The 12,727-nt window shown below is 60.2% G+C and carries 15 protein-coding genes; all 15 read right to left on the reverse strand.

All coding sequences use genetic code 11. The annotated features are described in order from the left end of the window. Positions 1–9 precede the first annotated feature (9 nt). Positions 10–444, reverse strand: a complete 435-nt coding sequence (locus HP556_RS18525; RefSeq protein ID WP_089267729.1) for a TadE/TadG family type IV pilus assembly protein — start codon at positions 442–444, stop codon at positions 10–12. A 152-nt stretch (positions 445–596) separates the two neighbouring features. Continuing rightward, on the reverse strand, positions 597–1,499 hold the full coding sequence (locus HP556_RS18530) for a LysR family transcriptional regulator (RefSeq protein WP_175368073.1): 903 nt from the start codon (positions 1,497–1,499) through the stop codon (positions 597–599). 340 nt (positions 1,500–1,839) lie between these two features. Continuing rightward, complete coding sequence (locus HP556_RS18535; protein ID WP_093758154.1) at positions 1,840–2,190, reverse strand: VanZ family protein; 351 nt, start codon at positions 2,188–2,190, stop codon at positions 1,840–1,842. Positions 2,191–2,306: 116 nt separating this feature from the next. Then, positions 2,307–2,945, reverse strand: coding sequence for a flavin reductase family protein (locus HP556_RS18540; protein WP_120287366.1), 639 nt, complete (start codon positions 2,943–2,945; stop codon positions 2,307–2,309). Positions 2,946–2,993: 48 nt separating this feature from the next. After that, positions 2,994–3,983: an amidohydrolase family protein gene (locus HP556_RS18545; protein WP_175368074.1), complete on the reverse strand. Its 990-nt coding sequence runs from the start codon at positions 3,981–3,983 to the stop codon at positions 2,994–2,996. 16 nt (positions 3,984–3,999) lie between these two features. Next, complete coding sequence (locus HP556_RS18550; RefSeq protein ID WP_175368075.1) at positions 4,000–5,385, reverse strand: amidase; 1,386 nt, start codon at positions 5,383–5,385, stop codon at positions 4,000–4,002. Next, a complete protein-coding gene (locus HP556_RS18555; protein WP_175368076.1) occupies positions 5,385–5,579 on the reverse strand; it encodes a hypothetical protein in 195 nt (64 codons plus the stop codon). The genes HP556_RS18550 and HP556_RS18555 overlap by 1 nt, the downstream gene beginning before the upstream one ends. Positions 5,580–5,586: 7 nt before the next feature. Continuing rightward, positions 5,587–6,291, reverse strand: a complete 705-nt coding sequence (locus HP556_RS18560; RefSeq protein WP_175368077.1) for an ABC transporter ATP-binding protein — start codon at positions 6,289–6,291, stop codon at positions 5,587–5,589. After that, on the reverse strand, positions 6,284–7,039 hold the full coding sequence (locus HP556_RS18565; RefSeq protein ID WP_175368078.1) for an ATP-binding cassette domain-containing protein: 756 nt from the start codon (positions 7,037–7,039) through the stop codon (positions 6,284–6,286). Before HP556_RS18565 ends, HP556_RS18560 begins: the two co-directional genes overlap by 8 nt. Before the next feature lie 64 nt (positions 7,040–7,103). Beyond that, positions 7,104–8,363, reverse strand: a complete 1,260-nt coding sequence (locus tag HP556_RS18570) for an ABC transporter substrate-binding protein (protein WP_175368145.1) — start codon at positions 8,361–8,363, stop codon at positions 7,104–7,106. Positions 8,364–8,408: 45 nt separating this feature from the next. Next, entirely contained in the window at positions 8,409–9,371 is a 963-nt protein-coding gene (locus tag HP556_RS18575) for a branched-chain amino acid ABC transporter permease (protein ID WP_120287373.1), read from the reverse strand. Further along, positions 9,368–10,219: a branched-chain amino acid ABC transporter permease gene (locus HP556_RS18580; RefSeq protein ID WP_149530020.1), complete on the reverse strand. Its 852-nt coding sequence runs from the start codon at positions 10,217–10,219 to the stop codon at positions 9,368–9,370. Before HP556_RS18580 ends, HP556_RS18575 begins: the two co-directional genes overlap by 4 nt. 19 nt (positions 10,220–10,238) lie before the next feature. After that, entirely contained in the window at positions 10,239–11,123 is an 885-nt protein-coding gene (locus HP556_RS18585) for a polysaccharide deacetylase family protein (protein WP_175368079.1), read from the reverse strand. A gap of 2 nt (positions 11,124–11,125) precedes the next feature. Further along, on the reverse strand, positions 11,126–11,833 hold the full coding sequence (locus tag HP556_RS18590) for a fumarylacetoacetate hydrolase family protein (RefSeq protein WP_338117588.1): 708 nt from the start codon (positions 11,831–11,833) through the stop codon (positions 11,126–11,128). Beyond that, the gene (locus HP556_RS18595; RefSeq protein WP_246297808.1) at positions 11,830–12,714 is read right to left on the reverse strand and encodes a polysaccharide deacetylase family protein; all 885 of its coding nucleotides are present in this window, start codon (positions 12,712–12,714) and stop codon (positions 11,830–11,832) included. The genes HP556_RS18590 and HP556_RS18595 overlap by 4 nt, the downstream gene beginning before the upstream one ends. Positions 12,715–12,727 lie beyond the last annotated feature (13 nt).

The following is a 12,727-nucleotide window of genomic DNA, read 5'->3' on the forward strand; positions in this document are numbered from 1 at the left end:
TTCCATCGCTCAAAACCCTCCGTAGGGAATGGCGGCAGATCGCGAGACTTGCGATGGAGGCATCGGCACGAAAGGAAGTGAATAGATGAACATGGTCGACGCGTCGTAGTTGACCGTGACCACGAAGACGTTCGCGTTCGACGACGATGTCGCCGCATTGACGCTCAGCTTTGACGCATTGATCAGCGGATAAGTCGCGGCATTCGACGTGACATAGGTCGATGCGATCGAGCCACGTTCGGTCTCGGTCAGCCCGGCGACAGAGGAACGTGCTGCCTCGGCAGCAAGCTGCTGAACACCGTGAACGACTGCAAAATATGACCCGAAGACGACGATGCCGAAAACGATCGACAGAAAGACGGGAAGCAGCATCGCGAATTCGACTGCGGAAGAACCGCGTCGACACGATAGGAGTTTTTTCATGCTGGCATCGAATCTCAACATGCGCTGAGCTTCGCAAGACCGCGTGAAAACTACCTATACAACTTCTGCTACCACTTGGTGGGATCGATCATCTCCAATGCCTGCATTGTGTTGGATGATGGCATTGGATTTGATGAGGTGATCATGTTTTCTGATACGCGCTGATGAGAGAACTATATACCGAAGAATTTAACGTGTAGTTCCTCTATTAGAATGCTGTGTTTCTTGCGAATACCCTCGCGCGCGCATAGCACGAGTTTGGGTATCGCCAGCTTTGGAAGATAATACTCATTGGCCGCCAAGAGCGACGCCGGGATCAGAGCCGTTGGCAGCAGGGTCAAACCGATGCCCGCCTTCGCAGCCTCGATCCGTGCATGATAGTCCGGGCTGGAAAATGCGATACGATAGATCATTCCCTTGCGCTCAAGCGCCTGAATCATGACGTTATGCACGATCTGCCCCGGCCAGGTCAGCAACGGAATGGGCGCGCCAGGGCTTAACGTAAAATCCCTGGATCGAACCCAAGTCAATTCATCGTCGCGCTGCGCGATGACATCGATGGCCGCATCCCCGGGCATTTCGGAGATACTGAGGAACACGCCGACATCGACGTAGCCGTCGAGCATGCTTTTCGCGATCTCGGCCGAATTATCTGAATAGATGCAGACATTGCTCATCGCCGCCTTGCTCATCCCTTCCATTGCGCGTTGCGAATAGAAATTGGTCAGACCAAGCCGGATGGTCTGATCTTCGGGCGAAGCGCCACGCAGCAAGAGCAACTGGTCGTTCGCCTCCAAAATCTTCCTGGCCTGGATCAGAACGAGCTTTCCGAGTTCTGTCGTCGATGAGCCGTTGGCAGACTTCTGGAAGATACTGCCGCCGACCGCGTGCTCAATGCGCTTGATCTGCGAGCTGATGGCCGGCTGGCTCAGGCCGAGCAGCTTCGCGGCCTTGGTGATGCTGCCGGCTTCGGAGATACCGACAACCGATCGCATGATTTCGGTCGGGATGCTCGAATGCTGGTACCGCCGATGCATAATACGTTGTCCTTTGAGATCGACGTCTTCTCCACGCAACGGAATTGTCCGCTTCGAGACGTCACACCAAAGTCATCGGCCATACATCAATCTGGCCGAAACGTTTCTTAGGCTCGTCCAAATTGTAGACGCCACGGCATACACCTTCCTTCAAGTTGTACCGGTGTCTTTTTACACATGCCAAGTACTTTCATGTGGAGACATGTGTGATTTCTGCCATTAGCAGTCTCAAAGAGGGGGCGCGGGTAGAGCGCTACCGTGATTTTTTTTAAAGCGGGCGAGATGTAAAGCATCGGGATATCGCTTCACAGGCTGGAACTCACCAAACGCGATTCGCGGAAAAAACTGACGTACCTCAGTGAGGTAGTTCAGCTGATTCTCAACCTAAGGTGATAAATCGCTTTAAGGTCTGATGGAGCGCGAGCGATATCCCGATGCCGGTGACGCCACCTGCAAGTTTGACCAGCGCATCCCGCACCTCGCCGTGCCGGTCCGGCGTCAGATGTTGCAGCACCTCCAGCCCGACTGCCGCCCCCCCAACGAGCGTCAGAACAAGCCAGAGATGGCGGGGATAGGCGAGACCGAACAAAAGGCCCACGAGTGCGAATGCGCCGAAGCGCTCAAGGCTGACGCCGCCAAAATGCGGCCGCAGCCCGATCGGTGATAGAGTCGCAAAAGCAATCAATGCAAGTGTAGTCCACGCGACAACAATGACGGTTTTCCGATACATCCAGCAGTCATATCCCATGCAACCGCAGGAGCGGCAATTTCTCACCTCTGACGGTTAATCGAACGCGCAGAGAACTACCACCGGCATTCCGACGCACTCCGCGGACAAAACCTCCCTCAGCGGGGGTTGCGGAGTTGCCAAGTGTCTAAACTGTCAGGTTTGATCTCGAACCGATCTTGCATCCGTGCATACATGGTTCCCGCGATGCGTGCGACCGGAAGATAGTGATCATAGTCCGTACGCAAGGTGACGGGGTCGACAACACCATCGCGAACCTGAATGCCCAGGACCTCTCCGACCAGTAGGTCGCGTTCTGCGCCAAAGTTCATCATTGTCACTTTTCGGCATTCCAGTGCCGCAGGCGCCTTCGCCAAATGCGGGACCGGCACATTGATGCCAGCCGTCATTGGGAGCTGCAGGGCATCCAGTTCACCGATGTCAGATGGAAAGCTGATCGAACAATCGACCATATCGTTGGCGAGGGCCTCATCCACCATATTGATAACAAACAACCCATTGGCGCGCACATTGCGGGTCGTGTCCTTGACCGACAGGTCGGGCCTGGCCTGCAGGCCGACCACCACCAGCGGCGGCTTCTCGGAGAACACATTGAAGAACGAAAACGGCGCGGCATTGACCACACCAGCCTCGGAAATGGTTGTGATCAACGCAATCGGTCGTGGGACAACGAGACCACAAAGCAACTTGTAGCGCTCCGGCGCGCTAAGCTTGGCGAAATCAAAGTGGATCGTCATCGCAGGTTTTGCCTCTTGTGCCGCACCTTGCCGCAACGAGGCAGGAGCTTATCCGATCTTGAGCAGCCGGCTCGCATTGCCGAACAGGACTTTCTGACGATCAGTGTCCGATAGCTTGGCCTTGTTGACCAGCCCCACCGGGTCGGGGTCCCCCATGTCAAACGGGTAGTCCGAGCCCATCATGACGCGATCCACGCCCACCGTCTTGACGAGATTGTCGATCAGCTCCGCAGAGAACACGCAGGTGTCAAACCAGAGCCGCTTGAGATAGGTCGACGGCGCATCTGCCGTGAGCCGGCGTACTTCCGGACGCACCTTCCAGGCGTGATCCAGTCGGGCTGCGTAGAATGGGTAGAAACCACCGCCATGAGCGATAACCACGTCGAGATCCGGATGCCGGTCTAAAATGCCACCCATGATGAAGTGGGCGATCGCAATCGTCTCTTCGATGGGCTGGCCGACGCTGTTGACCATGAAGAAATCGCCGAGCCGCTGGCCATGGGAGAAGCCCAGGGGATGCACGAACAGCGGTACGCGCAGATTGGTAAGCCGCGCATAGAGTGGATCGAAGGCGGCATGGGACAGTTCGAGGTTTTCGACGCGGGTATCGATCTGGAATCCGCGCAGGCCGAGCTGCTCGACTGCATGAACCGCCTCCTCCACCGCACGCCCGGGAAACCGCATCGGCAGTGTACCCATCCCGGCGAAATGTGCAGGATCCTGCGCCACAAGCGCGGCAATGTCTTCGTTCTGCACGCGCGACAGCGCACATTGCAAATCTTCGTCGGCCCAGTAGTTCTGTTGCGCCGGTGCCGGCGCGATCACCTGAAAGTCGACGCCCATCTTCGCCATCATCTCGCGGCGCTTGGCGATGTCGAGCATCAAGCCCGGCAGCAGCTTGCCCTGCTCTGCATCAGTTTCGCGGCTCGCGGGCGACATGTCGCGGCGATAGGGATTGTCCATCGGATCGTAGTGCCCGGCCACCAGCGGCTCGACGCGCTTGCTGAGGGCATGGGTGTGCATATCGATGATGGGCATTCGGAATCTCTTTTTCCTAGTTCAGTTCGGCAGCGTCGGGGACGCGATGATGCCAGTCGGTCGCGCCCTGATAGGCGTGAGCGGCGCGCAGGATATCGGCCTCGGCATAGGGGCGGCCGACCAGCTGGAACGCGATCGGCAGACCTGCCGCATCGAAGCCGCACGGCACTGACGCTCCGGGTAGGCCGAGATAATTGATGCCGCGGGTGCAATGTGTGAGCTGGCCGATCACAGCAGCGACGTCGGCGGGGTTGCCTTCCGTGGTCGCCGCGATGGTCGGTACCGGAATCGAGATCGCCGGCAGAAGCGCGAGATCGGTGGATCCGATGCAGGATGCGATCCATTGCTGGGTGATCTGCGCTCGCAGCGACAGCGCTTCCACATAACGTGTCGCCGGATAGAACAGGCCGGGCTCGATGCGCGAGCGCACCTGATCGGCATAATCCTGCGGTCGCTCGATCAGCCAGCGGCGATGGATCGTCGCAGCCTCAACGCTCATGACGATCTGCATCAGCGCGTTGATCAAGGCCATGTCCGGCGGCGAGGTCTCGACGACGGTGGCGCCGAGCAACCGCAACACCTTCACAGCTTCGTCCAGCGCAGTCGCCACATCCGAATGCATGAGCTCGCGGTAGTATCCACCGGGAATTGCGATGCGCATCCCGGTCACACCCGTATCGAGCGTCGTTTCATAGTCGCGATCCGCGATCACCGACAGCAGTCGCGCGGCATCTCGTGCGGTGCGGGCCAGAGGTCCCGTGCAATCTAGTGAGGCAGATAGCGGCATCACACCATCAGTCGGAACCAGTCCCCAGGTCGGCTTCAACCCGATCAGGCCGCACATCGCGCCGGGATGGCGTAGTGAACCGCCAGTATCCGTCCCGAGCGAGCCGGTCACGAGGCGCGCGGCGACGGCAACGCCGGAACCGGAGGACGAGCCGCCCGGCACATGCGCCGGATTCCACGGGTTGCTCGCATGCCCCAACGATTCGTTATAGCCCGTCGGACTCATGGCGAATTCAGCCAGTTGCAGCCGGCCGAGATCGAGCGCGCCGGCGGCATCGAGCCGGGCAATCACCGTGGCTGTCACGTCAGCGCGAAAGTCAGCCCGGATTTTCGAGCCGCCACCGGACAGATCACCGACACGGTAGAAGAGGTCTTTATGTGCAAGGGGCACGCCATGCAGTACCGGCAATGCCCCCCCCGATGCGCGCAACTTGTCGGCGGCTTCGGCCGCATCCAGCGCCCGTTCGTCGTCAAGCCGCACCACCGCATTCAATTTGCGGCCGATCAGATCGAGCCGTTCCAGCGCCACCGTTGTCGCCTTCACGGACGTGACTTCGCCTTTAGCAACAGCATCCGCGAGAGCGCAGAGATCAAGGGCTGCGATTGCGCTCTGCATCAGCGCTTGTCCATGCCAGCGAGCCACGCCTGATAGGCGTAGGGCGTCGAATCGAACGCCATGTCTTGTACAGCCGCAGTTGCGACGCGCGTGTTGTTTTCCACGACCAGCCCCGTCATGCGCGGTGTGCGTTCAGCGGCGCCGGGCGCCTTGTTCAATTCGGCGGCTACTTGGCGCAGCAAATTTTCGCTCATGATCACCTCAATGCACGCCGAGGCGCTGGAACAGCACATCAGTCTGCTGGTTCATTTCCTGCGACGTGCCGTGATGCACGATCTGCCCGGTTTCCATAATGTAGACGCGATCGGCGACGGCCAGCGCGCTATAGAGATTCTGCTCGACCAGCAGGATCGACAACCCTTCCTTTTTAAGATCGAGAATGATGCTTTCGAGGTGCTGCACCATCACCGGCGCGAGGCCTTCGGACGGCTCGTCCATTAGAATCAGTTCGGGGTCGATCATCAGCGCACGGCCCACAGCCAGCATGCCGCGCTCACCACCAGACAATTGGCCACCGCGGTGATAGCGGCGCTCAGCAAGCCGCGGGAAAATGCCGAATACGCGATCGAGCGTCCAGCCGTCCTTGGCGCGCGCGCTCTTCAGCATGGTCAGATGCTCGGTCACCGTCAGCGACGGAAACAGCCGCCGCCCCTGCGGCACGATCGCAATCTTGCGATTGGCGATATCATGGGGACGCAGACCAATAAGGCTATCGCTGCGCCAGGTAATCGTGCCCGAGCGCACCTGCGGCGGCGTCAGGCCCATGATCGAGCGAATGAAGGTGGTCTTGCCCATGCCATTGCGGCCGAGCAGCGCCACGATCTCGCCAGGGCGCACCTCAAGCGACGCACCGCGCACCACGACCGCGTCGCCGTAACCGCTGTGCAGATCCTTGACCTCAAGCATGACGCGGCTTCCCGAGATAGACTTCCTGAACCTGCTTGTTGCGGCGGATGCCTTCCGGCGGCTCCTCCACCAGCACGCGGCCTTCGAACATGCAGGTGACGTAGTCGACCAGACCGAGTGCCAGATCCATGTCGTGTTCGATCAGGATCACGGTGATCGCCGGATCGAGCGAACGGATCACCTCGGCAATCATCGAGCGCTCCGACGGCGACAGGCCGGCCGCGGGCTCATCCAGTAGCAACATGGTCGGCGTCGTCACCAGCGCAATCGCGATTTCGAGCTGACGCTGCTCGCCATAGGACATTTCCTTGACGATGATGTCCGCGCGTTCGGCAATCCGTGCGGCATTCAGCGCGGCCGCGATACGTGTAACCTCGCTATCGTCCGGATCGGGCGAACCGAACAGCGAAAACTTCTTCGGCTTCAATCCACGCAGCGCCAGCATCATGTTGTCCTGTACGCTCAGCGTTGGGAACAGGTTGGTGATCTGGAAGGTACGCGAGATGCCGAGCTGCGCACGCCGGTGTGGCGGCAGCCTGGACACGTCGTGCCCATTGAACCTGATCTTGCCCAATGTCGGCGGATGCGCGCCGGCGATGGCATTGAATAATGTGGTCTTGCCGGCGCCATTGGGGCCTATGATGGCGCGGCGCTGGCCCCGTGGCACAATCAGGCTGACGCCATCGACGGCCCGCAAGGCATCGAAGGCCACCACCACATCTGTCAGCGTCAGGATCGGTTCGGACACGAATAATTCCCAGTGAACGAGAGACGCGGCGACACGGCCGCGCCTCGATGTCAGCAATATTGAATCAGGTCTTCTTGATGCCCTGGAAGGTCCGCGAGTAAGGCGGCTGCTTCAGATAGGTCGCCGGATCGTACTTCCAGAATTGCGAGACATTCGGATAGGTCTCGATCGGCACGTTCCAGTATTTGCCATCGGCGCGCTTGACGACCTTGCGAATGTAGACGTCGTAGATCGGGTTGCCGTAGTCGTCGAACTTCACGGTCTTGCCGAGCGGCGAATTGTCGAGCTCGGTCTTCAGTACCGTATCGATAAAGGTTTCGCGGTCCTCGACCTTGCCGCCCATCTTCTTCAGTGCGGCATCGATCCACATCATGCCGGAATACATCGAGAAACCGTAGAGCGACGGGATCTTGCCGTACTTCGCCTCATAATCCTTCTCGAACTTTGCCGTGGTCGGGACGTCCGAACCTTCGGCGAAATGTGCCGCTGCGATGATGCCTTCGCATTCGGGGCCCATGGTGCGGATCACCGACTGGTCGGTGCCATTCATCGCCATCAACAGCGGCGTCTTTTCCTTCAGGCCGAAGGACGCGTATTGCTGGATCAGACGCGTCGAATCAGCACCGGTTTCCATCGCGAAGATGGCATCGACCTTGAGATCGGCGAGCTGGCCGAGATAGGGGCTGAAGTCGGCGGTGTTCAGCGGATGCCAGAACTGCTGCACGATCTGCCCGCCCCCTTCGGTGAACACCTGGGCGAGACCGCCGCACTGTTCGTGGCCGAAGGTGTAATCCTGGCTGATGGTGGCGATCTTCTTGTAGCCCTGCTTCAGGGCCCAATCACCGAACGGATGGGTGAAGGCGCTGGCAGAATAGCCGGCGACGCGGATTACGTTCTTGATGCGGGCGCGCTGGGTGAGATCGTCAGCCGCGATAATCGGAATGAAGTAGGGCGTGCCGGTGCCCTTAACGTAGTTGGCGACAGCAAGGCCGGTATTGGCGAGCAGATTGCCGATCAACATGTGGCAATTGCCCTGCTCGACCAGGCGGCGCGCTTTCTGCAGAGCGGTGTCGGGATTCGACGCATCGTCCTCAATCACCAGCTCGACCTTACGGCCGCCCATCTCGTTCTTCACCTGATCGAGATAGAACTGCACGCCCTCGACCATTTCCTTGCCGCCCGACGCGACAACGCCGGTCAGCGGCGCCAGCAGACCGATCTTGATCGGGCTTGCCTGAGCCTGAGCCGAGCGCCACGGAGCGGCGCCAACGCCCGCGGCAGCGACGGCCGCCGTAGTGTTCTTGAGAAATTGCCTGCGATCCATCTCGAAGTCCTTTCGTGAGCAACCCGATTGAAACGTGAAACCGACTTATCGCACCTTGCGCGAGGTGATCGCGCGCAGCTTGCCTATGATGCCCTCGGGGGCGAAGATCATGATGAGAACGAATGTGATGCCGAGAACCATCAGCCAGCGTTCGGTGTAGGAACTGACGATGTTCTCCAGCACGATGATCGCAGCTGCGCCGACAAAGGCGCCGAACAGTGTGCCGACACCGCCCGCGATCATCATCAACACACCCTCCACCGATTGCGCGAGCGCGACGGTCGAAGGGCTGACGAAATTGTTGAACATCGCGTAGAGGCCCCCGGCGATACCGGCGAAGATGCCGGACACCGTAAAACCGATGAACAGATGCAGCGGCACATTGTAACCGAGGCTGCGCATGCGACTTTCGCTATCGCGGATACCGCGCAGCGTCAGGCCGAACGGCGATCGCACGAACCGCCACATGGCAAAAGATACAATGACGGCGCCAGCGAGCACCGCCCAATAGAACGCGCTGTGGCTCATCAGGGCCGCCGGCCGCACATCGGCGCGCATGCCATTCTCGCCGCCGGTGACCTGCGTCCAGCGCAGGCAGACGCCCCACACGATCATGCCGAGCGCAAGCGTCAGCAGCAGGAAATAGACGCCGGAGGTGCGCACGGCGAGCAGCGCAAATATCGAGGCCACCGCGGTCGCCGCCAGCACACCGAGCGCGAAGCCCGCCCAGGGCGACAGACCGGCCTGGCCGGTCGCATAAACGACGACATAGGTCGAGACACCGAAGATGGCACCATGCCCGAGGGAAGTCCGGCCGGCAAAGCCGGCGAGAATGTCGATCGACATGGCAAGGACTCCGAAGATCAACACTTCGGTGGCGAGGCCGACCTGATAGCTCGACAGCACCATCGGCAGGCAGGCAGCGACGATCACCACCAGCCCGGTAATGACGAGCGCACGGCTGGTCATGCCGGCGAGAACTGACGTTTTGGACACGGGCTGCGTCATGTGGCACGTCCGAACAGGCCGAGCGGACGGAATGCGAGCAACACCGCCATCGGGCCGAAGATCACGAAATAAGCGAGTTCGGGGAACATCACCTGGCCGAGCGTATTCAGAAGCCCGACCAGCAGGCTACCGACACCGACGCCGACGAGGCTGCCACGCCCACCGATGATGACGACGGCGAGACTGAAGGTGAGGATTTCCGCGTCCGCCGACGGATAGAGCGACAGGAACGCACCTCCCATCAGGCCGCCAAGGCCGGCCAATGCCGAGCCGAACAGGAAGGTGAAGAGGAAGACGCGGCGGATATTGACGCCGGACGCTTCGACCATCTCTGCATCGTCCACGCCAGCGCGGATCAGCGCGCCGAGCCTTGTATGATTGAGCAGCACCCACAGGCCGATGAAGACGAAGATGCCCATCCCCAGCACAAACAACCGGTAGATCGGATAGAAGGTGCCGAACACCCGCGTGCCGCCGCGCAACATCTCCGGAATCGGCACCGTGAAACTGTCGCCGCCCCAGATCACCAGCGCGAGATCGTTGAGGAAAAAGGCAACGCCGAGCGTCAGCAGCACCTGCCGCAGCTCATTGCCGCGTACGAAGCGGAGCAATCCCTGATCAAGCACGAAGCCGATGGCCGCGATCGCCGCCATGGCGCCGATACCACCGACGACAAAGCTGCCGGTCTTCACCGCAACGCTATAGCCGATATAGCCGCCGAACAGATACAGCGCGCCATGCGCGAGATTGACGATACGCAGCAGACCGAAGATCAGCGTGAAGCCGCTCGCCACCACGAACAGCAGCGCGGCGAAGGTCAGGCCGTTGAGGAGTTGAAAGAGACTCATGCCCTTCTGCTTGCCTGATCTATGCTGCTGGCGCTTTCGGTCCGACCGAAAGATACCAATCGAGAATCTGTTCGCCGGTCATGAAGGCCACGTCGGATTTCTTCTGGATGGTCTCGAAGATTCGGCGGAAATACTTCAGGCGATGCGGCGCGCCCATGATGTAGGGATGCACAACCAATGCCATGACCCGGGCCGAATTCTCGGAATCCTCGTAAATCTGCTCGAACTGGTCGATGGCCCGGTCGTAATATTCCGACGCCTTGTGATGCTGGATCAGCATCATCGCGACGTCATTGCATTCCTGCGTATAGGGCACGTTGACGATCGGTGTCGTCGTGGTCTTGAGCCACACCGGCTGATCGTCGAGTACCCAGTCGGCGACGTAGTCATAGCCTTCCTGTTTCAGCAGGTCCGGCGTTTCCCAGGTCTCGGTCAGACCCGGCCCGAGCCAACCGCGCGGCCGCTTGCCAGTGGCCTTCTCGATTACGTCGGCAGTCTTGCGGATATCCTCGCGTTCGTTCTCAACCTTCTGCATATTGCGCTGGGTGAAACCGTGACCCATGAATTCCCAGTTGCGCGCCTTGGCTGCCTCGACGATGGGCGGGTAAGCGGCGATTGCCGAGCCATTGATCGCCAGCGCGGCGGGGAGCTTGTAGTCGTCGAACACTTTCAGCATGCGCCAGAAGCCGACACGATTGCCGTATTCGTGCCAGGCCCAGTTCGGAACGTCCGGCGACGGCGAGCCGCCGGCCGGCGGTGTCAGCACCGTGCGCGGCATCGGCTGCTTGGCGTCCCATTCCTCGACATTGACGATGATCCACACTGCCATGCGCTTGCCATTCGGCAGCTTCAGTGGTGGACGAGCGTCAATCGGCGAGTAGGAAATGCGTTCGGTCGGCAACATGATCAGGTCTCCGGCTCAACGATGGTAATGCCGAGCGACGGCAGGCCTTCGATCCGCGCGTCGATAACGTCGCCCGGAACGACGGGACCCACGCCGGCAGGCGTGCCCGTATAGATGAGATCGCCCGGCTCGAGCTTCATCTGCTTCGACAGCTGCGCCACGATCTCCGGCACGCTCCAGATCATCTGGCCGATATCGCCGCGCTGCTTCTCGACGCCGTTCACCGACAGCGTGATCGCGCAATTGTTGAAATGCCGGGCATCGCGTGCCGGCGCAATTTCGCCACAAGGCGCGGACGCGTCGAAGCTTTTGCCCATTTCCCAAGGCAGTCGCATATCGCGGGCATCGCGCTGGCGGTCGCGACGGGTGAGATCGATGCCGACGGCATAACCCCAGATATAATCGAGCGCATCCTCCACCGCGATATCGCGGCCGCCGCGTCCGATCGCCAGCACCAGCTCAACCTCGAACTGGAAGTCCTCGGTGAAAGCCGGATAAGGCACGCGCGCGCCGTCCGGCACCACGCTGTCGCGCGGCTTCTGGAAGAAGAACGGCGGATCGCGCTCGTCGGCTTCCTTCATCTCGCGGATGTGGTCGAGATAGTTGCGCCCCACGCAATAGACGCGGCGTACAGGGAAAAAACCGCCCCCCACGACCGGCACGCCGGTGACGGGAATTGCTGGCAGCATCTGCTGGGACGTCACACTCACTTCGCCACCTGGGTATTGTGCCAATCGAGGATCTGGGCGCCATTCCAATGCACCACGCCTTCGAACTGGTTCACGTAGTCATAGATCGCTTCGAGATATTTGATGCGGAACGGCTGACCCGAAATATAAGGGTGGATCGCAATCGACATGATCTTCGGCCGCTCGGCGCTTTCAGCATAGAGGCGATCAAACTGATCCTTGGCACGGTTCAGGAGCTGCGTGCTCTCATGATGTTGCACCATCATCATCGGGATGTCGTTCATCTCCACCGTGTAAGGCAGCGTTGTGAGCGGCCCCTTCTCGGTACGGATCACGGTTGGTTCGTCGTCATAGACCCAGTCACCGATATATTTCACGCCGGCTTCGGCGAGGAATTCCGGGGTCTCCAGCGTCTGCGTAAGACCCGGCCCGAGCCAGCCCACCGGGCGCTTGCCGGTGAAGTTCTCGATCACATCCATCGAGCGGTTGATCATCGCTTTCTGGTCGGCCTCCTTGTGGATGGGCCCCTGCTCATAGGCATGGCCCATGAACTCCCAGCCGGCGTCCTTCGCCTGCTGAGCCACGCGTGGATAATCCTCGCAGACGCGCGCATTGATCGACAGCGTCGGCTTGATGCCGAGCTTCTTGTAGAGATCGAAGAAACGCCAGACACCGACACGCATGCCGTATTCGTGCCAGCCCCAATTGGCGACATCGGGCAGCAGCGGAATGCCGGTCGGCGCCGGCAGCACCTGACGCGCCATCGGCTTGGCAATGTCCCAGACCTCTAGATTGACGATGGTCCAGATGATCATGCGGGCATTGCCCGGCAGCTTCAGCTTGGGACGATCGACGATGGCGGAATAGTCGCAACGCTCGCGCGGCTGCATGGGACCGGTCATGGCTGGATGCCCT

Origin of the sequence: Tardiphaga robiniae (genome assembly GCF_013359755.1) — a bacterium.
Taxonomy (GTDB): Bacteria; Pseudomonadota; Alphaproteobacteria; order Rhizobiales; family Xanthobacteraceae; genus Tardiphaga; species Tardiphaga robiniae.